This is a genomic window from Streptomyces sp. NPDC007164 (genome assembly GCF_040634135.1).
GTDB classification, from domain to species: domain Bacteria; phylum Actinomycetota; class Actinomycetes; order Streptomycetales; family Streptomycetaceae; genus Streptomyces; species Streptomyces sanglieri.
Genome location: NZ_JBEYFB010000001.1, coordinates 403,781 through 429,065, shown reverse-complemented (window position 1 = coordinate 429,065; position 25,285 = coordinate 403,781). Strand labels below are relative to the sequence as shown.

At 68.5% G+C, this 25,285-nt stretch carries 17 protein-coding genes; 13 read left to right on the top strand and 4 right to left on the bottom strand.

Features of this window, described 5'->3' with window-relative positions; genetic code table 11:
• Nucleotides 1–30 precede the first annotated feature (30 nt).
• From secE to tuf, 13 genes are all read left to right on the top strand, one after another.
• The gene (gene secE, locus ABZ622_RS01835; RefSeq protein ID WP_093540775.1) at nt 31–318 is read left to right on the top strand and encodes a preprotein translocase subunit SecE; all 288 of its coding nucleotides are present in this window, start codon (nt 31–33) and stop codon (nt 316–318) included.
• Between the two features lie 73 nt (nt 319–391).
• The gene (nusG, locus tag ABZ622_RS01830; RefSeq protein ID WP_360539325.1) at nt 392–1,267 is read left to right on the top strand and encodes a transcription termination/antitermination protein NusG; all 876 of its coding nucleotides are present in this window, start codon (nt 392–394) and stop codon (nt 1,265–1,267) included.
• A 176-nt stretch (nt 1,268–1,443) separates the two neighbouring features.
• On the top strand, nt 1,444–1,878 hold the full coding sequence (rplK, locus tag ABZ622_RS01825) for a 50S ribosomal protein L11 (RefSeq protein WP_003967000.1): 435 nt from the start codon (nt 1,444–1,446) through the stop codon (nt 1,876–1,878).
• 79 nt (nt 1,879–1,957) lie between these two features.
• Nucleotides 1,958–2,680: a 50S ribosomal protein L1 gene (gene rplA / locus ABZ622_RS01820; RefSeq protein WP_266913369.1), complete on the top strand. Its 723-nt coding sequence runs from the start codon at nt 1,958–1,960 to the stop codon at nt 2,678–2,680.
• A 162-nt stretch (nt 2,681–2,842) separates the two neighbouring features.
• Nucleotides 2,843–3,745 carry a hypothetical protein gene (locus ABZ622_RS01815; protein ID WP_360539322.1) on the top strand — a complete coding sequence of 301 codons (903 nt, stop codon included), beginning with the start codon at nt 2,843–2,845 and terminating at the stop codon, nt 3,743–3,745.
• 274 nt (nt 3,746–4,019) lie between these two features.
• A complete protein-coding gene (gene rplJ, locus ABZ622_RS01810; protein WP_093540771.1) occupies nt 4,020–4,550 on the top strand; it encodes a 50S ribosomal protein L10 in 531 nt (176 codons plus the stop codon).
• A gap of 111 nt (nt 4,551–4,661) precedes the next feature.
• Nucleotides 4,662–5,045 (top strand): 50S ribosomal protein L7/L12, encoded by a 384-nt coding sequence (rplL, locus tag ABZ622_RS01805; protein WP_116511090.1) that lies wholly within the window; start codon nt 4,662–4,664, stop codon nt 5,043–5,045.
• A 619-nt stretch (nt 5,046–5,664) separates the two neighbouring features.
• Complete coding sequence (gene rpoB / locus ABZ622_RS01800; RefSeq protein WP_360539320.1) at nt 5,665–9,150, top strand: DNA-directed RNA polymerase subunit beta; 3,486 nt, start codon at nt 5,665–5,667, stop codon at nt 9,148–9,150.
• A gap of 129 nt (nt 9,151–9,279) precedes the next feature.
• Nucleotides 9,280–13,179 (top strand): DNA-directed RNA polymerase subunit beta', encoded by a 3,900-nt coding sequence (locus ABZ622_RS01795; protein WP_360539318.1) that lies wholly within the window; start codon nt 9,280–9,282, stop codon nt 13,177–13,179.
• Between the two features lie 456 nt (nt 13,180–13,635).
• Nucleotides 13,636–14,007 carry a 30S ribosomal protein S12 gene (gene rpsL, locus ABZ622_RS01790; RefSeq protein ID WP_003948652.1) on the top strand — a complete coding sequence of 124 codons (372 nt, stop codon included), beginning with the start codon at nt 13,636–13,638 and terminating at the stop codon, nt 14,005–14,007.
• Nucleotides 14,008–14,009: 2 nt separating this feature from the next.
• Nucleotides 14,010–14,480: a 30S ribosomal protein S7 gene (gene rpsG / locus ABZ622_RS01785; protein WP_007445917.1), complete on the top strand. Its 471-nt coding sequence runs from the start codon at nt 14,010–14,012 to the stop codon at nt 14,478–14,480.
• A gap of 38 nt (nt 14,481–14,518) precedes the next feature.
• Nucleotides 14,519–16,648, top strand: coding sequence for an elongation factor G (gene fusA, locus ABZ622_RS01780; RefSeq protein WP_360539316.1), 2,130 nt, complete (start codon nt 14,519–14,521; stop codon nt 16,646–16,648).
• Between the two features lie 160 nt (nt 16,649–16,808).
• Nucleotides 16,809–18,002 carry an elongation factor Tu gene (gene tuf, locus ABZ622_RS01775; RefSeq protein ID WP_266913357.1) on the top strand — a complete coding sequence of 398 codons (1,194 nt, stop codon included), beginning with the start codon at nt 16,809–16,811 and terminating at the stop codon, nt 18,000–18,002.
• Nucleotides 18,003–18,124: 122 nt separating this feature from the next.
• Here tuf and ABZ622_RS01770 read toward each other — a convergent pair whose 3' ends face one another.
• The 4 genes from ABZ622_RS01770 to ABZ622_RS01755 form a co-directional block, all read right to left on the bottom strand.
• Nucleotides 18,125–20,191 carry a PIG-L family deacetylase gene (locus ABZ622_RS01770; RefSeq protein ID WP_360540230.1) on the bottom strand — a complete coding sequence of 689 codons (2,067 nt, stop codon included), beginning with the start codon at nt 20,189–20,191 and terminating at the stop codon, nt 18,125–18,127.
• Nucleotides 20,192–20,393: 202 nt separating this feature from the next.
• Nucleotides 20,394–20,852, bottom strand: a complete 459-nt coding sequence (locus ABZ622_RS01765) for a GNAT family N-acetyltransferase (protein ID WP_360539313.1) — start codon at nt 20,850–20,852, stop codon at nt 20,394–20,396.
• A 47-nt stretch (nt 20,853–20,899) separates the two neighbouring features.
• Nucleotides 20,900–23,305: an RNA repair domain-containing protein gene (locus ABZ622_RS01760; protein WP_360539311.1), complete on the bottom strand. Its 2,406-nt coding sequence runs from the start codon at nt 23,303–23,305 to the stop codon at nt 20,900–20,902.
• Between the two features lie 94 nt (nt 23,306–23,399).
• A complete protein-coding gene (locus ABZ622_RS01755; RefSeq protein ID WP_360539309.1) occupies nt 23,400–25,070 on the bottom strand; it encodes an RNA ligase family protein in 1,671 nt (556 codons plus the stop codon).
• Nucleotides 25,071–25,285 lie beyond the last annotated feature (215 nt).

Sequence of the window (25,285 nt, the reverse complement as noted above, 5' to 3'; positions counted from 1 at the left end):
ACGGCCACGACCCGGAATCAGGTGAGAAGCGTGACGGACGCCGTGGGCTCCATCGACATGCCTGATGCCGAGGATGAAGTACCCGAGTCGAAGAAGAAGACCCGGAAGGGCGGCAAGCGCGGAAAGAAGGGCCCTCTGGGTCGCCTCGCGCTGTTCTACCGCCAGATCGTCGCCGAGTTGCGCAAGGTCGTCTGGCCGACTCGTAGTCAGCTGACGACTTACACCACTGTGGTGATTGTCTTCGTCGTCGTCATGATCGGTCTCGTTACCGTGATTGACTTCGGATTCCAGCGGGTCATCAAGTACGTCTTCGGCTGATCCCGCGGAGGGCGCCTCATGGGCGCCCCTTTCGCATGTTCCACCCATTTGTATCCAGGAAGAAGCAGCCACCGTGTCTGACCCGAACCTGAACGACGCCGTCGAGCCGACGGCGGGCGCCTTCGAGTCCGCCGAGGACGAGCTCGACATCGTCGAGGCGGCGGACGCCGAGGAGCCGGACCAGGCCGAAGCTGCCGACGCCGCCGCGGGTGAGCCCGCCGAGCAGGCCGCCCTGCACGCCGAGGACGTGGAAGAGGAAGAGGCCGCGGAGGCCGACGCCGAATCCGAGAGCGACGAGGACGACGAGGAAGAGGCCGAGCCGGCCGAGCCCGTCGACGCCGTCACCGCCCTGCGCGACGAGCTGCGCGGCCTTCCCGGCGAGTGGTACGTCATCCACACGTACGCCGGTTACGAGAAGCGTGTGAAGGCCAACCTGGAGCAGCGCGCCGTCTCGCTCAACGTCGAGGACTTCATCTACCAGGCCGAAGTGCCCGAGGAAGAGATCGTCCAGATCAAGAACGGCGAGCGCAAGAACGTCCGCCAGAACAAGCTCCCGGGCTACGTCCTGGTGCGCATGGATCTGACGAACGAGTCCTGGGGCGTCGTCCGCAACACCCCCGGCGTCACCGGCTTCGTGGGCAACGCCTACGACCCGTACCCGCTGACCCTGGACGAGATCGTCAAGATGCTCGCCCCGGAGGCCGAGGAGAAGGCCGCCCGCGAGGCCGCCGAGGCTGAGGGCAAGCCGGCTCCGGCCCGCAAGGTCGAGGTTCAGGTGCTCGACTTCGAGGTCGGCGACTCGGTCACCGTCACCGACGGCCCGTTCGCGACGCTGCAGGCGACGATCAACGAGATCAACGCCGACTCGAAGAAGGTCAAGGGTCTCGTCGAGATCTTCGGCCGCGAGACCCCGGTCGAGCTCAGCTTCGACCAGATCCAGAAGAACTAGCGGTTTTCCGCCAGTCTCTGGGCACATGCCTACCGAGCAGGTCAGACCGGCTGCAAAGCCCGTCTGACCTGCTCGGTTTTTGGTCGCGCAGCTATACCCGTTATCGTTGTGCGGTATGCCTCCATCCGGATGACCGGAAGGCGGCGAAACACTCTCACTAGGACCCGGAGAGAGCAATGCCTCCCAAGAAGAAGAAGGTCACGGGGCTTATCAAGCTCCAGATCAACGCCGGTGCGGCCAACCCGGCCCCGCCGGTCGGCCCCGCGCTCGGCCAGCACGGCGTCAACATCATGGAGTTCTGCAAGGCCTACAACGCCGCGACCGAGTCGCAGCGTGGCATGGTCGTGCCGGTGGAGATCACGGTCTACGAAGACCGTTCCTTCACCTTCGTGACCAAGACTCCGCCGGCCGCCAAGCTGATCCTCAAGGCCGCGGGTGTGGACAAGGGCTCCGGCGAGCCGCACAAGACCAAGGTTGCCAAGCTGACGGCCGCCCAGGTCCGCGAGATCGCCACGACGAAGCTCCCCGACCTGAACGCCAATGACCTCGACGCCGCGTCGAAGATCATCGCCGGCACCGCCCGTTCCATGGGCATCACGGTCGAAGGCTGATTCAGCCCCACCCCCTCAGTGGTAGGACCAAGCGCTGGTCCGCACCACGACTCCACACTCTGAAACCACAGGAGTAGAAGTGAAGCGCAGCAAGAACCTCCGCGCTGCGGACGCGAAGATCGACCGGGCGCGCAACTACGCCCCGCTCGAGGCCGTCCGTATCGCCAAGGACACCGCCTCCACGAAGTTCGACAGCACCGTCGAGGTCGCGTTTGCCCTGGGTGTTGACCCTCGCAAGGCCGACCAGATGGTCCGTGGCACCGTGAACCTCCCGCACGGCACCGGCAAGACCGCCCGGGTCCTGGTCTTCGCGACCGGTGACCGTGCTGCGGCCGCGGAAGCCGCTGGAGCCGACATCGTCGGCGCCGACGAGCTCATCGACGAGGTGGCGAAGGGCCGTCTGGACTTCGACGCCGTCGTCGCCACCCCGGACCTCATGGGCAAGGTCGGCCGCCTCGGCCGCGTGCTCGGTCCGCGTGGTCTGATGCCGAACCCGAAGACCGGCACCGTCACCCCCGACGTCGTGAAGGCTGTCAACGACATCAAGGGCGGCAAGATCGAGTTCCGCGTCGACAAGCACTCGAACCTGCACTTCATCATCGGCAAGACGTCGTTCGACGACACCAAGCTGGTGGAGAACTACGCGGCGGCGCTGGAGGAGATCCTCCGTCTGAAGCCGTCCGCCGCCAAGGGCCGCTACATCAAGAAGGCCACGCTGGCCACCACGATGGGCCCCGGCATCCCGCTGGACGCCAACCGCACCCGTAACCTCCTCGTCGAGGAGGACCCGGCCGCCGTCTGAGCCCCAGCGCTCGGCAGCAAGCCGCGTCACGTGTGACATTGACGGGCCCCGCAACCTTTCGAGGTGCGGGGCCCGTCCTTGTATCCGTATTGCCGGAGGCTCTGTCGGACCCGTGCGTTAGCGTGAGGCCCCGAGAGAGCCGAACGAGGGGTGGAAGCTGACATGAGGACCAGTACCGTGCGACGCGTGTGTCTGTCGGTGGCGGCGGCAGCGGCGCTGACGTCGGTCGCGGCCTGCAGCGGATCGGACAGCGGCAAGAGCGACAAGCAGGGCAGCGGCGTCGTCAAGGCCGACCCGATAGCCGCGCTGCTCGACGTGCAGAAGAAGACCGGCGGGGAGAATTCCGCGAAGGTCGAGGGCACCACTCAGATGGGCACCACCATGTCCATGGAGCAGACCGGTGCCATCGACTGGACCGACGGTCTCACCGGCACCATGGAGATCACGTACACCGGCGGCAGCATGGCGGACGCCATGAAGCAGACCGGCGGCACCGGCACGATGCAGGCCCGCTACTTCAAGGACGGCTATGTCGTCAACATGGGCGACGGCTTCGCGAAGCAGACCGGCGGCAAGCACTGGATCAACTACAGCTACGCCGACCTCGCCAAGATGGCGGGTGCCTCCGGCGAGGCGATGAAGCAGCAGATGCAGAACACCACCCCCGACCAGGGTGTGAAGTCGCTGCTGGCCTCCGGTGACGTCAAGAAGGTCGGCAAGGAGGACGTACGGGGCGTCTCCGCCACGCACTACTCCGGCACGGTCGACGTCGCCGCTCTGACCGCGAAGAACTCCGAGCTCGACGCCGACCAGGTGGAGCAGCTGAAGAAGCAGCTGAGCGACGCCGGCATCACCACGGAGACGGTCGACATCTGGGTCGACGACAACGACCTGCTGGTCAAGAAGACCGAGCGCGGCCAGATGAAGACCGGCGAGCTCAACTCCACGGTGTTCTACAGCGACTACGGGACGAAGGTCTCGGTCGAGCAGCCGCCGGCCGCGGACACGGTCGACTTCGCCGAGCTCCTGAAGCAGCAGCAGGGGGCGGGTGCGGGCGCGTCCTGACCCTCTCCCGCCGCACTGAGCGGGACGGATTTGCTCGGCGCGACCCCGGTCGCGTACTCTCCTACAGAAGCCAAAGACCGCTGGTCGTTGCTGTGCTCTCGCAAGAGGGGACAGTGACCGAAGGATCCGTAGAGTACGGGCGACCTGCGCAGGTGACTGTGGAAAGCTCCCGGATTCGTTCGGTCGAGCTACGCCCTGGCGCCTGCGCCGGGGCGTTTCGTCTTTCCCGGCCCCTTCTGAGCGGTCCTCATCACCCGGAAGGAGGCCGACGCTCATGGCAAGGCCCGACAAGGCTGCCGCGGTAGCCGAGCTCGCGGACCAGTTCCGCAGCTCGAACGCCGCTGTGCTGACCGAGTACCGGGGTCTCACCGTGGCGCAGCTCAAGACGCTGCGTCGTTCGCTCGGTGAGAACGCCCAGTACGCCGTGGTGAAGAACACGCTGACCAAGATTGCGGCCAACGAGGCCGGGATCACTTCGCTGGACGACCAGTTCACTGGTCCGACGGCGGTTGCCTTCATCACCGGTGACCCGGTGGAGTCGGCGAAGGGTCTTCGTGACTTCGCCAAGGAGAACCCGAACCTGATCATCAAGGGCGGTGTCCTTGACGGTAAGGCGCTGTCCGCCGATGAGATCAAGAAGCTTGCGGACCTTGAGTCCCGCGAGGTTCTGCTCAGCAAGCTGGCCGGTGCCTTCAAGGGCAAGCAGTCTCAGGCTGCTTCGCTCTTCCAGGCGCTGCCGTCGAAGTTCGTCCGCACCGCGGAGGCGCTTCGCGTCAAGCTCGAAGAGCAGGGCGGTGCCGAGTAACTCGGCTCGCGCAATGATCGTCGCCCACTAGGGAGACGGTCGCAGCGGGCCGAACGTACGCCCGCCTACATGTACATCCGGCACCTGCCGAATTAGTGGAAGGACGCCATCATGGCGAAGCTGTCCCAGGACGACCTGCTCGCGCAGTTCGAAGAGATGACCCTCATCGAGCTCTCCGAGTTCGTGAAGGCCTTCGAGGAGAAGTTCGACGTCACCGCCGCCGCGGCCGTCGCCGTCGCCGGCCCGGCCGGCCCGGGTGCCGCTGCTGAGGCCGTCGAGGAGCAGGACGAGTTCGACGTCATCCTCACCGGCGCCGGCGAGAAGAAGATCCAGGTCATCAAGGTCGTGCGTGAGCTGACCTCGCTGGGCCTGAAGGAGGCCAAGGACCTCGTCGACGGCACCCCGAAGCCGGTCCTCGAGAAGGTCGCCAAGGAGGCCGCCGAGAAGGCTGCCGAGTCCCTCAAGGCCGCCGGCGCTTCCGTCGAGGTCAAGTGACTCAGGGAGTCTGCTGACTCCTTCTGACGCCTCCTGCCGTACGGCACGGACGTCATCACACGAAGGGCGATCACCCATCCGGGTGGTCGCCCTTCGGCGTACCCGAGGCGGCTGCCTTGCTCTTCCGGCGCCGACGAGTATGGTGATCTTCGCCGTTGCCTCTCCGGAGCGGCCGACCGGCGCCGGGAGGCGGTCGGGTGCGGACCTCGGGGCGTTGTCCCCGCAGGGGGGCCTTGACGAACCGCACGCGGCGCGCAATTCTCAGGACGCGTCGTCACATCGATCCGAATCCGAGGCATGGATCGTGGGCGAAGCGGGCAGTAAAGAAGAGCGCACCACGCGCAAGGGCTAGCCATAGAGGTTGAGAACAGCTGTTGAGAGCAACGTGGGTCTCTGAGAACCCCGACTGGACATCAGTGTGCCGTTTGGCTACACTGACCCTTTGCGCTGCCTGTTAGCTGCCTCCTGCCCGTCACCAGGGGCATGCCCTCGCTTGAGCACCGATGACTGATCGTCTCTGACCTGGCCTTATTCGGTCGAATCAGGAATTGACTGTCACCGTGTCCGGCTTGGGACCGGTACGCGCGTAGTGAGTCCGAGCCCTCGGAAGGACCCCCTCTTGGCCGCCTCGCGCAACGCCTCGACCGCGAATACGAACAACGGTGCCAGCACCGCCCCGCTGCGCATCTCCTTTGCAAAGATCAAGGAGCCCCTCGAGGTTCCGAACCTCCTCGCGCTGCAGACCGAGAGCTTTGACTGGCTCCTCGGCAATGCCGCATGGAAGGCTCGCGTCGAGGCTGCTCTGGACAGTGGACAGAACGTCCCGACCAAGTCCGGCCTGGAAGAGATCTTCGAGGAGATCTCGCCGATCGAGGACTTCTCCGGGTCGATGTCGCTGACTTTCCGCGACCACCGCTTCGAGCCCCCGAAGAACTCGATCGACGAGTGCAAGGAGCGCGACTTCACGTTCGCCGCCCCGCTCTTCGTCACCGCCGAGTTCACCAACAACGAGACCGGCGAGATCAAGTCCCAGACGGTCTTCATGGGCGACTTCCCGCTCATGACCAACAAGGGCACCTTCGTCATCAACGGCACCGAGCGTGTCGTCGTGTCGCAGCTGGTCCGCTCGCCGGGTGTCTACTTCGACTCCTCCATCGACAAGACGTCCGACAAGGACATCTTCTCCGCCAAGATCATCCCGTCCCGGGGTGCCTGGCTGGAGATGGAGATCGACAAGCGCGACATGGTCGGTGTCCGCATCGACCGCAAGCGCAAGCAGTCCGTCACCGTTCTCCTGAAGGCTCTCGGTTGGACGACCGAGCAGATCCTGGAGGAGTTCGGCGAGTACGAGTCCATGCGCGCCACCCTGGAGAAGGACCACACCCAGGGCCAGGACGACGCGCTGCTCGACATCTACCGCAAGCTGCGCCCGGGCGAGCCGCCCACCCGTGAGGCCGCTCAGACGCTGCTGGAGAACCTCTACTTCAACCCGAAGCGCTACGACCTCGCGAAGGTCGGCCGCTACAAGGTGAACAAGAAGCTCGGCGCCGACGAGCCGCTCGACGCCGGTGTGCTCACCAGCGACGACGTCATCGCGACGATCAAGTACCTGGTCAAGCTGCACGCCGGTGAGACCGAGACGGTCGGCGAGTCCGGCCGCTCGATCATGGTCGAGACCGATGACATCGACCACTTCGGCAACCGTCGTATCCGTAACGTCGGCGAGCTGATCCAGAACCAGGTCCGTACGGGTCTCGCCCGTATGGAGCGCGTCGTGCGCGAGCGCATGACCACCCAGGACGTCGAGGCGATCACGCCGCAGACCCTGATCAACATCCGGCCGGTCGTCGCCTCCATCAAGGAGTTCTTCGGCACCAGCCAGCTGTCCCAGTTCATGGACCAGAACAACCCGCTGTCCGGCCTGACGCACAAGCGTCGTCTCAACGCGCTGGGCCCGGGTGGTCTCTCCCGTGAGCGGGCCGGCTTCGAAGTCCGTGACGTGCACCCGTCGCACTACGGCCGCATGTGCCCGATCGAGACGCCCGAAGGCCCGAACATCGGTCTGATCGGCTCGCTCGCCTCCTACGGCCGGATCAACGCCTTCGGCTTCATCGAGACGCCCTACCGCAAGGTCGTCGACGACCAGGTCACCGACGAGGTCGACTACCTGACCGCCGACGAGGAGGACCGCTTCGTCATCGCGCAGGCCAACGCGCCGCTGACCGACGATCTCCGGTTCGCCGAGTCCCGCGTGCTGGTCCGCCGCCGTGGCGGCGAGGTCGACTACGTGCCCGGCACGGACGTCGACTACATGGACGTCTCGCCGCGCCAGATGGTGTCCGTCGCGACCGCGATGATCCCCTTCCTGGAGCACGACGACGCCAACCGTGCCCTCATGGGCGCGAACATGATGCGGCAGGCGGTGCCGCTGATCAAGTCCGAGGCCCCGCTCGTCGGCACCGGCATGGAGTACCGCTGCGCCACCGACGCCGGTGATGTGCTCAAGGCCGAGAAGGACGGTGTGGTCCAGGAGGTCTCCGCGGACTACATCACGGTCACGAACGACGACGGCACGTACACCACGTACCGCATCGCCAAGTTCATGCGCTCCAACCAGGGCACCTCGGTCAACCAGAAGGTTGTCGTCTCCGAGGGCGACCGGGTCGTCGCCGACCAGGTCCTCGCCGACGGTCCGGCCACCGAGAACGGTGAGATGGCCCTCGGCAAGAACCTGCTCGTGGCGTTCATGCCGTGGGAGGGTCACAACTACGAGGACGCGATCATCCTGTCGCAGCGCCTCGTGCAGGACGACGTCCTCTCCTCGATCCACATCGAGGAGCACGAGGTCGACGCCCGTGACACCAAGCTCGGCCCGGAGGAGATCACCCGGGACATCCCGAACGTCTCCGAGGAGGTCCTCGCCGACCTCGACGAGCGCGGCATCATCCGTATCGGTGCCGAGGTCGTCGCCGGCGACATCCTCGTCGGCAAGGTCACGCCCAAGGGTGAGACCGAGCTGACCCCCGAGGAGCGCCTGCTCCGCGCGATCTTCGGTGAGAAGGCGCGCGAGGTGCGCGACACCTCGCTGAAGGTGCCGCACGGTGAGATCGGCAAGGTCATCGGCGTCCGCGTCTTCGACCGCGAAGAGGGCGACGAGCTGCCGCCGGGCGTGAACCAGCTGGTCCGCGTCTACGTCGCGCAGAAGCGCAAGATCACCGACGGTGACAAGCTCGCCGGCCGTCACGGCAACAAGGGCGTCATCTCGAAGATCCTGCCGATCGAGGACATGCCGTTCCTGGAGGACGGCACCCCGGTCGACATCATCCTCAACCCGCTGGGTGTCCCGTCCCGAATGAACCCGGGACAGGTCCTGGAGATCCACCTCGGCTGGCTCGCCAGCCGCGGCTGGGACGTCTCCGGCCTCGGTGACGAGTGGGCCAAGCGCCTGCAGGCCATCGGCGCCGACCAGGTCGCCCCCGGCACCAACGTCGCCACCCCCGTCTTCGACGGTGCGCGCGAGGACGAGATCTCCGGTCTCTTCGAGGCCACGATCCCGAACCGCGACGGCGACCGCCTGGTGCAGCCCTCCGGCAAGGCCAACCTGTACGACGGCCGCTCCGGCGAGCCGTTCCCGGAGCCGGTCTCGGTCGGCTACATGTACATCCTGAAGCTGCACCACCTCGTCGACGACAAGCTGCACGCTCGTTCGACGGGTCCGTACTCCATGATCACCCAGCAGCCGCTGGGTGGTAAGGCTCAGTTCGGTGGTCAGCGATTCGGTGAGATGGAGGTGTGGGCCCTTGAGGCTTACGGCGCCGCATACGCCCTCCAGGAGCTCCTGACGATCAAGTCCGACGACGTGACCGGCCGCGTGAAGGTCTACGAGGCCATCGTCAAGGGCGAGAACATCCCCGAGCCCGGCATCCCCGAGTCCTTCAAGGTGCTCATCAAGGAAATGCAGTCGCTCTGCCTCAACGTGGAGGTGCTGTCCTCGGACGGCATGTCCATCGAGATGCGCGACACGGACGAGGACGTCTTCCGCGCGGCGGAGGAGCTCGGTATCGACCTGTCCCGGCGCGAGCCGAGCAGCGTCGAAGAGGTCTGACGGGTTGGCCGGCCGGATCCCATTGATCCGGCCGGCTCTCCCCGGACCCGTTCAGACCATTGCTGAAGTGCCCCGATTTCTCGCCTGACGCGAGGGGGCTCGAACCCCCGAAAGAGGGATTGACGACAAGTGCTCGACGTCAACTTCTTCGACGAGCTGCGGATCGGCCTTGCCACCGCGGACGACATCCGGACCTGGTCCCACGGCGAAGTGAAGAAGCCGGAGACCATCAACTACCGCACGCTCAAGCCCGAAAAGGACGGACTCTTCTGCGAGAAGATCTTCGGTCCGACCCGGGACTGGGAGTGCTACTGCGGCAAGTACAAGCGTGTCCGCTTCAAGGGCATCATCTGTGAGCGCTGTGGCGTCGAGGTCACGCGCGCCAAGGTGCGCCGTGAGCGCATGGGCCACATCGAGCTTGCCGCTCCCGTCACTCACATCTGGTACTTCAAGGGCGTCCCGTCGCGCCTGGGCTACCTCCTCGACCTCGCGCCGAAGGACCTCGAAAAGGTCATCTACTTCGCCGCGTACATGATCACGTTCGTGGACGAGGAGCGCCGTACGCGCGACCTGCCTTCGCTGGAGGCGCACGTCTCCGTCGAGCGTCAGCAGGTCGAGAACCGCCGCGACGCCGACCTGGAAGCCCGCGCCAAGAAGCTCGAGACCGACCTGGCCGAGCTGGAGGCCGAGGGCGCCAAGGCCGACGTGCGCCGCAAGGTGCGCGAAGGTGCCGAGCGCGAGATGAAGCAGCTGCGCGACCGTGCGCAGCGCGAGATCGACCGTCTCGACGAGGTGTGGAGCCGCTTCAAGAACCTCAAGGTCCAGGACCTGGAGGGCGACGAGCTGCTCTACCGCGAGCTGCGTGACCGCTTCGGCACGTACTTCGACGGCTGCATGGGTGCTGCCGCCCTGCAGAAGCGCCTGGAGTCCTTCGACCTCGACGAGGAGGCCGAGCGCCTCCGCGAGATCATCCGTACCGGCAAGGGCCAGAAGAAGACCCGTGCGCTCAAGCGCCTCAAGGTCGTCTCCGCGTTCCTGCAGACCAGCAACAAGCCCAAGGGCATGGTGCTCGACTGCGTGCCGGTCATCCCGCCGGACCTGCGCCCGATGGTGCAGCTGGACGGTGGCCGCTTCGCGACCTCCGACCTGAACGACCTGTACCGCCGCGTGATCAACCGCAACAACCGTCTGAAGCGTCTGCTGGACCTGGGCGCTCCGGAGATCATCGTCAACAACGAGAAGCGCATGCTTCAGGAGGCTGTTGACGCCCTCTTCGACAACGGTCGTCGTGGTCGCCCGGTCACCGGTCCCGGCAACCGCCCGCTCAAGTCCCTCAGCGACATGCTGAAGGGCAAGCAGGGTCGATTCCGTCAGAACCTTCTCGGTAAGCGTGTGGACTACTCCGCGCGTTCCGTGATCGTCGTCGGCCCGCAGCTCAAGCTGCACCAGTGCGGTCTGCCGAAGGCCATGGCGCTGGAGCTCTTCAAGCCGTTCGTGATGAAGCGCCTGGTCGACCTGAACCACGCGCAGAACATCAAGTCGGCCAAGCGCATGGTCGAGCGCGGCCGCACCGTGGTGTACGACGTCCTCGAAGAGGTCATCGCCGAGCACCCGGTGCTGCTGAACCGTGCACCCACCCTGCACCGCCTCGGCATCCAGGCCTTCGAGCCGCAGCTGGTCGAGGGCAAGGCCATCCAGATCCACCCGCTCGTCTGCACCGCGTTCAACGCGGACTTCGACGGTGACCAGATGGCCGTGCACCTGCCGCTCTCCGCGGAGGCGCAGGCCGAGGCCCGCATCCTGATGCTGTCCTCGAACAACATCCTGAAGCCGGCCGACGGTCGTCCCGTCACCATGCCTACGCAGGACATGGTGCTGGGTCTGTTCTTCCTGACCACCGACGGCGAGCTCCGTGACACCAAGGGCGAGGGCCGCGCGTTCGGCTCCACGGCCGAGGCGATCATGGCGTTCGACGCCGGCGAGCTGGCGCTCCAGTCGTCCGTCGACATCCGCTTCCCGGTGGGCACCATCCCGCCGCGTGGCTGGGTGCCGCCGGTCGCCGAGGAGGGCGAGCCCGAGTACCAGCCGGGTGACACCTTCCGGCTGCGGACGAGCCTGGGCCGCGCGCTCTTCAACGAGCTGCTGCCCGAGGACTACCCGTTCGTCGACTACTCGGTCGGCAAGAAGCAGCTCTCCGAGATCGTCAACGACCTCGCCGAGCGCTACCCCAAGGTCATCGTGGCGGCGACGCTCGACAACCTGAAGGCGGCGGGCTTCCACTGGGCGACCCGTTCCGGGGTCACCGTCTCTGTTGCCGACATCGTCGTGCCCGAGGCCAAGAAGGCCATCGTCGCCGGCTACGAGGCGCAGGACGAGAAGGTCCAGAAGCAGTACGAGCGCGGTCTGATCACCAAGGACGAGCGCACGCAGGAGCTCATCGCGATCTGGACCAAGGCGACCAACGAGGTTGCCGAGGCGATGAACGCGAACTTCCCCAAGACGAACCCCATCTTCATGATGGTTGACTCGGGTGCCCGAGGAAACATGATGCAGATGCGTCAGATCGCCGGTATGCGTGGTCTGGTGTCCAACGCCAAGAACGAGACGATTCCGCGTCCCATCAAGGCGTCCTTCCGTGAGGGCCTCACCGTTCTGGAGTACTTCATCTCCACGCACGGTGCCCGTAAGGGTCTGGCGGACACCGCCCTGCGTACCGCCGACTCGGGTTACCTGACCCGTCGTCTGGTGGACGTCTCGCAGGACGTGATCATTCGCGAGGAGGACTGCGGCACCGACCGCGGCCTCAAGCTGAAGATCGCCGTCAAGGGTGCGGACGGTGTGCTCCGCAAGACGGAGGACGTCGAGACCTCGGTCTACGCCCGCATGCTCGCCGAGGACGTCGTCGTCGACGGCAAGGTCATCGCGCCTGCCAACGTCGACCTCGGTGACGTCCTGATCGACGCCCTGGTGGGCGCCGGCGTCGAGGAGGTCAAGACCCGTTCGGTCCTGACCTGTGAGTCCGCGGTCGGCACCTGTGCCTTCTGCTACGGACGCTCGCTCGCCACCGGCAAGCTGGTCGACATCGGTGAGGCGGTCGGCATCATCGCCGCCCAGTCCATCGGTGAGCCCGGTACCCAGCTGACGATGCGTACCTTCCACACCGGTGGTGTGGCCGGTGACGACATCACTCAGGGTCTGCCCCGTGTCGTCGAGCTCTTCGAAGCCCGTACGCCCAAGGGTGTCGCCCCGATCTCGGAGTCCGCGGGCCGGGTCCGGATCGAGGAGACCGAGAAGACCAAGAAGCTCGTGGTCACGCCGGACGACGGCAGCGACGAGATCCCGTTCCCGATCTCGAAGCGTGCCCGTCTGCTGGTGGGCGAGGGCGACCACGTCGAGGTGGGCCAGAAGCTCACCGTGGGTGCCACCAACCCGCACGACGTGCTGCGGATCCTCGGCCAGCGCGCGGTCCAGGTCCACCTGGTCGGCGAGGTCCAGAAGGTCTACAACTCGCAGGGTGTGTCGATCCACGACAAGCACATCGAGATCATCATCCGGCAGATGCTGCGCCGCGTGACGATCATCGAGTCCGGCGACGCGGAACTGCTGCCGGGCGAGCTCGTCGAGCGCTCGAAGTTCGAGACCGAGAACCGTCGTGTGGTCACCGAGGGCGGTCACCCCGCCTCCGGCCGCCCGCAGCTGATGGGTATCACCAAGGCCTCGCTGGCGACGGAATCCTGGCTGTCGGCCGCCTCCTTCCAGGAGACGACCCGAGTCCTGACGGATGCGGCGATCAACGCCAAGTCCGACAGCCTCATCGGCCTCAAGGAGAACGTCATCATCGGTAAGCTCATCCCGGCCGGTACGGGCCTGTCCCGCTACCGCAACATCCGGGTCGAGCCGACCGAGGAGGCCAAGGCCGCGATGTACTCGGCCGTCGGCTACGACGACATCGACTACTCGCCGTTCGGCACGGGCTCCGGCCAGGCCGTTCCGCTGGAGGACTACGACTACGGTCCGTACAACCAGTAGGCGAGCCGCTTGACCGACCGGAGGGCGGTCACCCCGTTTCGTACGGGGTGGCCGCCCTCCGGCGTGTGATACGTCACTGTCCCGCGGCGGGCCGGGTGGGCCGGCGGAGGCCCTTGTGGCCCGGGAGGGGTCACGGGGGCCCTGCACGGGGTCGTGCGGGGTGCGGAGGCTACTCGTACGGGTCGGGACAAGCCGGGCACTCGGCGCGGCGTGTCGCGGCGGGTGGCATTTGTTTTGACCGGAGTCGACGAGGTGGGTACGCTCAGACCTTGTGCCTGGGGTGTGCCTGGGCTCGTGTGCGTGTCCTCAACCGCATGGCGAGTCCGTCAGTGGCTACCGCAATCTGCGCTCCTTCTGCCTCGCGGCAGAAGCCTGCAGTATTCGACACACCCGACCGCGTGGGTCGGTGACGTTCCAGGTTAGTTTCACGAACGGCACACAGAAACCGGAGAAGTAGTGCCTACGATCCAGCAGCTGGTCCGGAAGGGCCGGCAGGACAAGGTCGAGAAGAACAAGACGCCCGCGCTCGAGGGTTCGCCCCAGCGCCGCGGCGTCTGCACGCGTGTGTTCACGACCACCCCGAAGAAGCCGAACTCGGCCCTCCGTAAGGTCGCGCGTGTGCGTCTGACCTCCGGTATCGAGGTCACGGCCTACATCCCGGGTGAGGGACACAACCTGCAGGAGCACTCCATCGTGCTCGTGCGTGGTGGCCGTGTGAAGGACCTGCCGGGTGTTCGTTACAAGATCATCCGCGGCTCGCTCGACACCCAGGGTGTCAAGAACCGCAAGCAGGCCCGCAGCCGCTACGGCGCCAAGAAGGAGAAGTAAGAATGCCTCGTAAGGGCCCCGCCCCGAAGCGCCCGGTCATCATCGACCCGGTCTACAGCTCTCCTCTTGTCACCTCGCTGATCAACAAGATCCTGCTGGACGGCAAGCGCTCCACCGCCGAGCGAATCGTGTACGGCGCCATGGAGGGCCTCCGCGAGAAGACCGGCAACGACCCGGTCATCACGCTGAAGCGCGCGCTTGAGAACGTCAAGCCCTCGCTCGAGGTCAAGTCCCGCCGTGTCGGTGGCGCCACCTACCAGGTGCCGATCGAGGTCAAGCCCGGTCGTGCCTCCACCCTCGCGCTGCGCTGGCTCGTGGGCTACTCCCGCGCCCGCCGTGAGAAGACCATGACCGAGCGCCTCATGAACGAGCTGCTCGACGCCTCCAACGGTCTTGGCGCTGCCGTCAAGAAGCGCGAGGACACCCACAAGATGGCCGAGTCCAACAAGGCCTTCGCGCACTACCGCTGGTAGTCGCTACCCACATCGAGACCGAGAGAAGATTGAGCCTTATGGCCACCACTTCGCTTGACCTGGCCAAGGTCCGCAACATCGGGATCATGGCCCACATCGACGCGGGCAAGACGACCACCACTGAGCGGATCCTGTTCTACACCGGCGTCTCGTACAAGATCGGTGAAGTCCACGACGGCGCTGCCACGATGGACTGGATGGAGCAGGAGCAGGAGCGCGGCATCACGATCACGTCCGCCGCGACGACCTGTCACTGGCCGCTCAATGATGTTGACCACACCATCAACATCATCGACACCCCGGGTCACGTCGACTTCACCGTCGAGGTGGAGCGTTCGCTCCGCGTCCTCGACGGCGCCGTCACCGTGTTCGACGGTGTGGCGGGCGTCGAGCCGCAGTCCGAGACTGTCTGGCGTCAGGCGGACCGCTACGGCGTGCCGCGTATCTGCTTCGTCAACAAGCTCGACCGCACCGGAGCCGACTTCCTCCGTTGTGTCGACATGATCGTCCAGCGCCTCGGCGCGGTCCCGATCGTCATGCAGCTCCCCATCGGTGCGGAGGCCGACTTCCGCGGTGTCGTCGACCTCGTGACGATGAAGGCCTTCGTGTACCCCGAAGAGGCCGTCAAGGGCGAGATGTACGACACCGTCGAGATCCCGGACAACCTCAAGGAGGCCGCCGAGGAATGGCGCGGCAAGCTCCTTGAGGCCGTTTCCGAGAACGACGACGCGATGATGGAGCTGTACCTGGAGGGCGTCGAGCCCACCGAGGAGCAGCTGTACGAGGCGGTCCGCCGGATCACCCTCGCGTCGAAGGGCAGCGCCGACTCGGTCACCGTCACCCCGGTGTTCTGTGGCACGGCGTTCAAGAACAAGGGCGTCCAGCCCCTGCTCGACGCGGTCGTCCGCTACCTGCCTTCCCCCCTGGACGTCGAGGCCATCGAGGGCCACGACGTCAAGGACCCCGAGAAGGTCATCAAGCGCAAGCCTTCGGACGACGAGCCGTTCTCCGGTCTCGCGTTCAAGATTGCCAGCGACCCGCACCTCGGCAAGCTCACCTTCGTCCGGATCTACTCCGGTCGCCTGGAGGCCGGCACCGCGGTGCTGAACTCCGTCAAGGGCAAGAAGGAGCGCATCGGCAAGATCTACCGCATGCACGCGAACAAGCGTGAGGAGATCGCGTCGGTGGGCGCCGGTGACATCATCGCCGTCATGGGCCTGAAGCAGACCACCACCGGTGAGACGCTGTGTGACGACAAGAACCCGGTCATCCTGGAGTCCATGGACTTCCCGGCGCCGGTCATTCAGGTCGCCATCGAGCCCAAGTCCAAGGGTGACCAGGAGAAGCTGGGTGTCGCCATCCAGCGCCTCTCCGAGGAGGACCCGTCCTTCCAGGTGCACTCCGACGAGGAGACCGGCCAGACCATCATCGGTGGTATGGGCGAGCTTCACCTCGAAGTGCTCGTCGACCGCATGAAGCGCGAATTCCGCGTCGAGGCGAACGTCGGCAAGCCGCAGGTCGCGTACCGCGAGACGATCCGCAAGGCCGTCGAGCGCATCGACTACACGCACAAGAAGCAGACTGGTGGTACCGGCCAGTTCGCGAAGGTGCAGATCGCCCTTGAGCCCATCGAGGGTGGCGACGCGTCCTACGAGTTCGTCAACAAGGTCACCGGTGGCCGCATCCCCCGTGAGTACATCCCCTCGGTGGACGCGGGTGCCCAGGAAGCCATGCAGTTCGGCATCCTGGCCGGCTACGAGATGGTGGGCGTCCGCGTCACCCTTCTCGACGGTGGTTACCACGAGGTCGACTCCTCCGAGCTCGCCTTCAAGATCGCCGGTTCGCAGGCGTTCAAGGAGGGTGCTCGCAAGGCGTCCCCCGTGCTCCTTGAGCCGATGATGGCCGTCGAGGTCACCACGCCCGAGGACTACATGGGTGATGTCATCGGTGACCTCAACTCCCGCCGTGGCCAGATCCAGGCCATGGAGGAGCGCAGCGGCGCTCGCGTCGTGAAGGGCCTCGTGCCCCTCTCGGAGATGTTCGGCTACGTCGGAGACCTCCGCAGCAAGACCTCGGGTCGCGCAAGCTACTCGATGCAGTTCGACTCCTACGCCGAGGTTCCGCGGAACGTCGCCGAGGAGATCATCGCGAAGGCCAAGGGCGAGTAACTCTCCCGAGCTCACGCTTTAGGCTTGTCACCGGAGCCTGGTGGGGCATTCGTCGCAGAGCGGAAGCTTTGCGGTGAATGCCCCCGGCCCCGGCATCCCAGCAAAGATCACCTGGCGCCGATGAAGCAAGGCGTACAGAACCACTCCACAGGAGGACCCAGTGGCGAAGGCGAAGTTCGAGCGGACTAAGCCGCACGTCAACATCGGCACCATCGGTCACATTGACCACGGTAAGACGACCCTCACGGCCGCCATTACCAAGGTGCTGCACGACGCGTACCCGGACCTGAACGAGGCCTCGGCCTTCGACCAGATCGACAAGGCTCCCGAGGAGCGCCAGCGCGGTATCACGATCTCGATCGCGCACGTCGAGTACCAGACGGAGTCGCGTCACTACGCGCACGTCGACTGCCCGGGTCACGCGGACTACATCAAGAACATGATCACGGGTGCCGCGCAGATGGACGGCGCCATCCTCGTGGTCGCCGCCACCGACGGCCCGATGCCGCAGACCAAGGAGCACGTGCTCCTGGCCCGCCAGGTCGGCGTTCCGTACATCGTCGTCGCCCTGAACAAGGCCGACATGGTGGACGACGAGGAGATCCTGGAGCTCGTCGAGCTCGAGGTCCGTGAGCTCCTCTCCGAGTACGAGTTCCCGGGCGACGACCTGCCGGTCGTCAAGGTCTCGGCGCTCAAGGCTCTTGAGGGCGACAAGGAGTGGGGCCAGACCGTCCTCGACCTGATGAAGGCCGTCGACGAGAACATCCCGCAGCCCGAGCGTGACGTCGACAAGCCGTTCCTGATGCCGATCGAGGACGTCTTCACGATCACCGGTCGTGGCACCGTCGTCACCGGTCGTATCGAGCGCGGTATCCTGAAGGTCAACGAGACCGTCGACATCGTCGGTATCAAGCAGGAGAAGACCACCACCACGGTCACCGGCATCGAGATGTTCCGCAAGCTGCTCGACGAGGGCCAGGCCGGTGAGAACGTCGGTCTGCTCCTCCGTGGCATCAAGCGCGAGGACGTCGAGCGCGGCCAGGTCATCATCAAGCCCGGTTCGGTCACGCCGCACACCGAGTTCGAGGCCCAGGCCTACATCCTGTCGAAGGACGAGGGTGGCCGTCACACCCCGTTCTTCAACAACTACCGCCCGCAGTTCTACTTCCGTACCACGGACGTGACGGGCGTGGTGACCCTTCCCGAGGGCACCGAGATGGTCATGCCGGGCGACAACACCGTCATGACGGTCAACCTCATCCAGCCTGTCGCGATGGAAGAGGGCCTGAAGTTCGCCATCCGTGAGGGTGGCCGGACCGTGGGCGCCGGCCAGGTCACCAAGATCGTCAAGTAATTACCTGACTGTCTGACCTGGTTGCTCCGCACAGAGCACCGAGAAGGGCCCCGGCCCGCCGCGCGAGCGGTGGACCGGGGCCCTTCTTCATGTGCGGGTCCTCGTGCGGCAGGGGGCACCGTTCAGGGGCGCCAGATCCAGGGCAGGGCGTCCGGGCCCGTCGCCACCACCGTCGGCCGTCCGTCCTTCCCGACGTGCAGGGCCGGCCCGTCCAGCGCCACCGGCCCGCGCCGCCGTACGAAGTGCCCCCGGGGCGTACGGAGCTGGAGGAGGCCCGAGGCGGTGCGGCCGAGCAGCACCGGGGCACCCGGCGACCCGGCGGCGGCCACCGGCCCGTACCCGTCCAGGCCCGCCCGGCCCCCGACCAGCCGCCCGTAGCCGTCGATGCCGGTCTCGTCGGCCGTCTCCCCGGTCCGTACGGTCGTCAGGGCGGCCTTCGCCGCCGCCCGGTAGAACAGCTCGACGGTGCCGTCCGCCCCGGGCAGCGCGGCCGGTCCGTCCCCGGGCACCGGCCCCCCGGAGATCTGGGTGCGCGCGGTCAGCGCCTCGCCGGGCGCGTCCTGCGTCCAGTGGTGCACCGCGAACCGGCCCGCCGCGTAGACATGGACACACCCCTCGGAGTCCACCACGGCACTCAGCCCGTCCTGGATCTCGCCGCCGCCCGTGTCCTGCCACCCGCTCCACCGGCCGGCCGTGTCCCGTACCCGGGTGCTGATGCCCTTCTCCGCGTTCCGTACGAAGAGGTGCACCCGCCCGTCCGGCGCGGCGACCGCGACCGGGACGCCGATCCGGCGCCCGTCGTCGTGGCGGCGCTCCGGGTTCCCCAGCCCCTGCCAGGCGCGGAAGGGGCCGCCGGGGGAGTGCTGCTCCAGCGCGACGATCTCGCGCTCGTTGTCCGCGCCGTGCCCGCCGAGCGCCGAGAACCGCAGCCCGAAGAGCAGATGGCGCCCGTCCGGCAGCGTCGTGCTGCCCAGCACCGGGGCGAGCGGGCCGCCGCCGAGGTCGTCCGGCGCGTCCCACACTCCGCTGCCCGGCGTGCTCTCGCGCCGCCGCACCGCCCGCAGACCCAGCACCTCGTAGGCGACGAGCCGGCCGTCCGGTTCGGCGGCGACGGCGGGGCGGGGGCCGGGATAGCGGTAGTGGGTGGAGCGCACCCAGCCCTTCCGGTTGGTCAGCGGCCGGTCGCCGCCCACGTTGTAGTCCCCGCAGCCCGCCGGATTGCCGCACCGCCAGTCCGCGGAGCCGCCGTACGGCACCAGGTGCGACGCCTTCTCGGCCAGCACGGCGGGCGGCAGGTTCTTCGGCCAGTGCCGGTTGTAGTAGGCCCGGAACGCCGTGGTGGCGAAGCTCGGCACCTGGCCGCCGTCCTGGACGGCCCGGGCCACCCACCGGATCAGCGCCGCCCAGGTGAACAGCGCCGCGGCGGTGTGGTCGGGGTGGTCGGAGTAGCCCTGCTGCTCGCTGTCCCGGCGCCGGACGGCCTCGCTGCTGTGCTGGATGTCGGGGTCCGGGTCCATGGTGTGCAGGATGCTCGGCCGGTACCGCTCGAACAGCCCGGCCAGTACGTCGATCAGCCCGTCGTAGGTGTACGAGCCCGCCTTCCTGAGCGGCGAGCCGTCGGCGACGACGGTCGGCAGCACCAGCCGCCGGTCCTGCCAGAGGCTGGGCAGGCCGAGCCGCCCGTACGTGGTGTGCATGGCGGTGTTGATGAAGATCAGCTCGACCCGGCGGCCGCGGTTGGTGAGGGTGTCGATCTCGGCGCGGTGGCCGCCGTGCAGCTCGATGACGGACTTCTGCCACGGGGCGAACGTGCCGAGGCCGAGCAGGGACGCGTACGCCTGGCGGAGCCCCTGGTGGCGCGAGGAGGAGTACGCGGCCTTGTCGGGCGCGGGAACCGGGCGGCCCGGCATGCGATTTATGCCGGTGGCCTCACCGGCGGTCAGATAGACGCAGACCAGCGGGGTTCCGGCGTCGAGGGCCTGCTGGGTGTCCGGGTTCATGAAGTACAGGTCGTCGTCCGGGTGGGCGAGGATCTGCATCATCAGGGCCGGGTGCGAGGTGCTTATCCGCAGCCCGGGCGTCGGGTCCGCGGCCGGATCGCGGCGGCGTGGCGGCGAGGGCGCCGTGCAGGCGCTGAGGGCCGCCAGGCCGGTCGCGCCGGCCGTCGCCAGCAGGGTGCGCCGCGGCATTCCCCGGCGGGCTGCGCGCAGGGCGGGTCGATCCGTCACACCGTGCTCCGTCCACTTCCCCCGCAGCGGGCGGCCGGACGGGCCTGTGCTGCGTACCGAATCCAGGCAGGTCGCGGCGGGTGGCGAGCCGCTGCTGCGGGGGGATAGACGGAGATTCCAGGAGGCGGGTTGCCTGGATATCCGATGATGTGACCCGGACGGTTCAACGCGCGGGTGGACGCACCATGAACACATCGATCGGGTCCTGGCGCTCCTCGGTGAACCCGTGCCGTTCGTAGAGCGCGCGGGCGGCGCTGCCCTGGAGCACGTCCAGCCGCACGGTCGCGCCCTGCTCGTCGGCCCGCGCGAGCAGGGCGCGGAGCACCGCGGTGCCGATGCCGCGCCCGTGGAGCGCGGGGGAGAGGCAGAAGTTCTCCAGCCGCAACCCGCCGTCGACCGGGCGCAGCGTGACGGTCCCGGCGAGCTCGCCGTCCACGGCCACGACCGAGGTGTGCTCCGGTACGTAGCCGTCCCGCATCCGCCGGCGTACGCGGTGCTCGTCGTAGCGCCCGAGCCGCTCCAGGTCGGGGCGCATCACGACGGCCCTGAGATCGGCCAGGGCCTCGATGTCCTCGGGCAGGGCGGGGCGCAGGGCCCAGGTGGCGGTCGTGCTCGTGTTCATGGACGGATTCTCGCGGGGCGGGAGGGGCGGGCCCGCTGCGGCCGCCCTCACCGCAGGTCCGGCGCCTCGGCGCGGTCCGCCCGGCGCAGCCCCGCCTCCGGGATGCCGCGCAGCAGCTCCGCGCCGATCTCCGCGAGCCGGGTCCCGTCGGGCGGGGTGCGGCCCAGGCCGATGGCGTACTGGACGTGGGTCGTGTCGCTGCCGCACGGGCGGGGCCAGGCGTGCGCGTCCGGGGAACCGGCCTGCGCGAGGGCGGCGAGCAGGGCCGGCAGGCGGCCGCGCAGCCGTCCCTCGTCGGCGCCCCGCCGTACGGAGACGATCGCCCAGGCGGCGTGGCGCAGGCGCAGCGGCGGCGGGGTGCGGAGCAGGGCGTGCGGTACGGGGCCTGTGTCGTCGGCGGACTCCAGGATCTCCCAGGCGCGGAAGAGTTCCTCGGCGATCAGGTCGCGGCCGGCGGGGGATACCTGGGTGGTGCAGGAGCGGACAGGGGCGGTCGGGGTGAGGACGGTGAGAGGGAGTGGGTTGGGGTCGTTGGGGCTGCCAGGGCTGCCGGTCCCGCTGGTCCCGCTGGTCCCGCTGGTCCCGCTGGTCCCGCTGGTCCCGCTGGTCCTGCTGGTCCCGCCGGTCCCGCCGGTCCCACCGGTCCCATCAGGGCCGTCGGGACTGCTGGGTCCACCGGCCCCGTCCGAGCCGCCGGCCCCACCGGAGCCGACCGCGTGGTCCCAGTCCCAGGTGGCCCAGGTCGCGAAGAAGTACCTGAGAAGGGGGAGCGGAGGCAGGCCGCCCGACTCGTGGGCGGTACGGGCCGCGAGCACCGACCAGGCGAGGCCCGGCAGTCCGCCGCACGGCGCGGAGTCCAGGCCGCGTGCCCGCGCCCAGCCCTTCACCTCGCGGGCGAGGCCCACGAACGCTGCCCGGTGCGGGTCCGCCGCCGCGAGCACCGCGTCCGCGTCGCTCACCGCGCTGAGCGCCGTGGCCGCCGCCCCGCCCAGCCCGGCGCGCCCGGCCACCGCCTCGGCCGGGGCGAGGCCGCCGGTGGCCGCGGTCACCAGGTCCACCTTCAGGCCGCCGAGACCGAAGCGCAGCCCCGGTACGCGGGCGCCGGTCACCTCGTGCAGGTCCACGGCGTCCGGCAGGGCCGCGGCCAGCCGCTCCCGCACCCCCGGCGGATTCACCTCGCCGGGCAGCGCCGCGACCAGGTCCACGTCCGCGCCGGGCAGCGCACAGCCCATCCGCCGGGAGCCGGCCAGGTGGACATGGCCATCGGGCAGGGCGGCGGCCACCCGGCGCACGGCGTCGGCCGCGCACGCCTCCTCCCGCGCTTCCTCCTCCGCCGTCTCCCGTGCGGCCCCGGCGGCCAGCTCCACGCGTACCCCGAAGTGGTCCGACACGTACAGCCCGTCCGGTGCGGGGACATCGCCCAGCAGCACCGCCGAGGCGGGGCGCAGCCGCTCCGAGCGGACCAGGACCCGGTCCAGCCGGGACACCCGCCCGCTCAGGGACGAGACCGCGGCCAGCGGATTGACCGACGGGTCGAAGGTGGGCGTCCGGTCGTCCGCGCCGTGCACCAGGCTCCAGGCGTCCGCCATCCCCAGCCGGTCCTGCGGGGTGTCCCCGCCGTCGTTGAAGTCGCCGAGCAGCGACACATCGCCCTCGACCGCTGCCAACCCCGTTGCCAGATCGGCCAGTTCGGCATCACGCCGGGTGGCGCCGTCGGTCGAGTGGTCGCTGCTGAGATGGGTCGCGGCGACCGTGACCGGTCCGTCCGGCCCGTCCACGACGACCGCCGCGACCGCCTTGTGCGGGCCGAGGGAATGCAGGCCCGCCTCGCGCACCGGAACCCGGCTGAGCAGCAGCAGACCGCAGTCGGCGACGTCCCGGCCCGCCGGATCGGCCCAGAACGTATAGCCCGCGCGGACCCAGGGCGCCGCCAACAGCAGGGAGAGCAGGGCCGGTTCGGCCTCCTGGAGGGCGATCACATCGGCGTCCGCGGCGCGCAGCGCGTCTAGCAGGAGCGGCCGGCGCCGGGCGGTGTCGATGCGTTCGCTGTCGTAGCGGTCCCAGAGGGTGTTCCAGGTCAGCAGCTTCAGCGAGGCGGGCGGCTCCGGCTCCGGAGCGTCCTCGGGCACCGGCGTCCAGGCGGCCTCCGGTGCCGAGAACACGTGCGGCGTACGGGAGATGAAGTACGGGGACGGCAGCCGGCGCGGGGCGCGTATCCGCCCGGCGTCCGTGGCGTCGATCCGGTCCACGCCCGAGGACCGGTCCCACACCACCTCGCCGTCCGCCTCGAAGAACAGCACCCGGTGCCAGGGGATGTCCCCGCCGGGCGTGAAGCGGGGCAGCGGCACCCGCTTGGGCACGGTCCCGCGCTGCGCCACGCCCATCACGAAGCGCGCCGGGTCGAAACGGGCGTCCCAGCGGACCCGGTGGTAGATCTCCTCGCTGGTACGCATCAAGGGCCTTTCGTTCGGAGCAGGACGGAGCAGGACGGAGCAGGGGGCTTGCGTGCCGGGCCCCGCGAGCCCGGCATGGCCCGGACGGACGGCCCTACGCCCTGTCCTCCACGGTTCCGCTCGCGCCGATGTACCAGGTGCGGTGCGCCTGGCCGGGATACGGGGGCACGAATCTGTGCAGCTGCGCGGTCAGCACGCCGGGCGGTACGGGGTGGCTGCGGCTGCCGTTGCGGCGGATCAGCTCCGCCTCGTCGACCAGCGCCACGGCATGGGTGAGCAGCGCGTCCCTGCGCCGGGCCACCGAGTGCACCAGGGAGCGCTGCTGGGCGTTGAGCGAGGTGGCGTCCCAGACGACCGTGGAGCCCGCCGCGAGCGCGGCGTCCAGCCGGTCGAGCCCCTCGCGCAGCACGTCCCCGTTGGCCTTCTGGTCGGCGCGCGAGCCCCGGGCGGAGCGCAGGTCGTCGAGCGAGAGATACGTGTCGACGCCGGGCAGGGCGCGCCCGAAGGTGCTCTTGCCGCTGCCGGACGGGCCGACCAGCTGGACCAGGCGCGGGAAGTCCCCGGACCGCCAGCGCCAGGTCGCGGCGACCGCCTCCTCGGCGGTGCCGACCCGGCCCAGGGCGTACGCCTCACGGGCCTGTGCCAGGCAGCGGTCGGCGGCGTCCGGCTCCAGATCCGCGAACGCCTCGCGCAGCCCGGCGGGTTCGCGCACGCCCTCCGCGTGCAGCGCCGACCACTCCACCTGCTCGCGCGCCCCGGGGGTGTCCGCGACCGTGCCGGCCAGTGCGTGCAGCAGCGGCAGACCGGCGGCGAAGGACATCCGGACCAGTCCGGTGCGGCGCTCCTCGTCCGGGTACGGGTGGTGCAGCGCGGGGTGCAGTCCGACGAGGTCCGCGACGCGGCGGGCGAGCGGCATCCCCAGCGCCGGGGCCAGCGCGGGCGCGAGCCCGGCGCGCCGGGAACGGTGCAGCAGCGCGGCCAGCACCCCGGTCAGCCGGTCCTCGCCCGTCCGGCCGGCCGCGTCGAGGGCGTCGCCCATCGCGGTGGCGGCCCCGGCGTCCCACGCGTCCGTCCCGGTGGCGGCGGCCAGCGCCGCCGCGTCGACCGGGGCCCCGGACCGTACGGCCCACAGGGCGGCGGCCGGACCGAGCCCGTTCTCGACGACGGCGGCGTGCATCCAGTGCGTATCGGTCTGTACGTGACCGGGCCGCACCCACTTGGCCACCAGGCGCCCGAAGGCCGGTGCGCCGAACCCGTCCGCGGGCCGTACGACGTACCCCTCCTGGCGCCCGGTGTCGGGCTTCAGCGCCCGCAGCGCCTTCTCGGCGCGGGCGTCGAAGACTCCGCGCCACAGCACGGGCGGCACCGGTATCCCCAGATCCCGCAGGAACGCCACGGTCCGGTCCCAGTCCAGGCAGCGCTCCCCGTCCCAGACGGAGAAGCCGTAGAAGAAGGACTCCAGGTCCTCGTACGGGATGGAGTGGCGCGCGAACATGTTCTCGCCGCACACCCGCCATCCGCCGGGGATCCGCGCCCCGACCCGGCCCTGGAGCGCCTTCACCCAGCCCCGCGAGGGGTGGTGCGCGGAGTCCAGGGAGCGGGCGTGGAGCCCGTCGGCGTAGAGCGTGGTGTTCTCGCCGTCCAGCTTCTCGGTGACGACGACCTCGCGGCCGGTCAGCGCGGCGAGATCCGCGATCCGTACGTCGTCGGAGGTGGCCCCGGGGGACCAGGGCAGATGCGCGGTGCGCGGATAGTGCGTACGCATGATCGATGCCCCTGGTGACGACGGTTTGCCCGGCCGGTCACTGTAGGGGCGGGGGTGCGCCCCGCTCGACCCAATTACGATGTGCGGTGCCCGGCACGGCCCCCGCAGCGCGCCCGCGTTTGACCGAGCGACCACGCGGGGTAAGATCCTCGGCCCGATTGGCCAGGCTCAGGCCCTGTATGGCACACTGACCAGGTTGCTCGGTTGAGTGTCAA

What these genes read in the sequence shown, in the direction of transcription:
- rplK (WP_003967000.1), top strand. Translation starts at nt 1,444, where the DNA reads ATGCCTCCCAAGAAGAAGAAGGTCACGGGGCTTATCAAGCTCCAGATC.
- ABZ622_RS01815 (WP_360539322.1), top strand. Translation starts at nt 2,843, where the DNA reads ATGAGGACCAGTACCGTGCGACGCGTGTGTCTGTCGGTGGCGGCGGCA.
- rplJ (WP_093540771.1), top strand. Translation starts at nt 4,020, where the DNA reads ATGGCAAGGCCCGACAAGGCTGCCGCGGTAGCCGAGCTCGCGGACCAG.
- rplL (WP_116511090.1), top strand. Translation starts at nt 4,662, where the DNA reads ATGGCGAAGCTGTCCCAGGACGACCTGCTCGCGCAGTTCGAAGAGATG.
- rpsG (WP_007445917.1), top strand. Translation starts at nt 14,010, where the DNA reads ATGCCTCGTAAGGGCCCCGCCCCGAAGCGCCCGGTCATCATCGACCCG.
- fusA (WP_360539316.1), top strand. Translation starts at nt 14,519, where the DNA reads ATGGCCACCACTTCGCTTGACCTGGCCAAGGTCCGCAACATCGGGATC.
- ABZ622_RS01770 (WP_360540230.1), bottom strand. Translation starts at nt 20,191, where the DNA reads ATGCCGCGGCGCACCCTGCTGGCGACGGCCGGCGCGACCGGCCTGGCG.
- ABZ622_RS01765 (WP_360539313.1), bottom strand. Translation starts at nt 20,852, where the DNA reads ATGAACACGAGCACGACCGCCACCTGGGCCCTGCGCCCCGCCCTGCCC.
- ABZ622_RS01760 (WP_360539311.1), bottom strand. Translation starts at nt 23,305, where the DNA reads ATGCGTACCAGCGAGGAGATCTACCACCGGGTCCGCTGGGACGCCCGT.
- ABZ622_RS01755 (WP_360539309.1), bottom strand. Translation starts at nt 25,070, where the DNA reads ATGCGTACGCACTATCCGCGCACCGCGCATCTGCCCTGGTCCCCCGGG.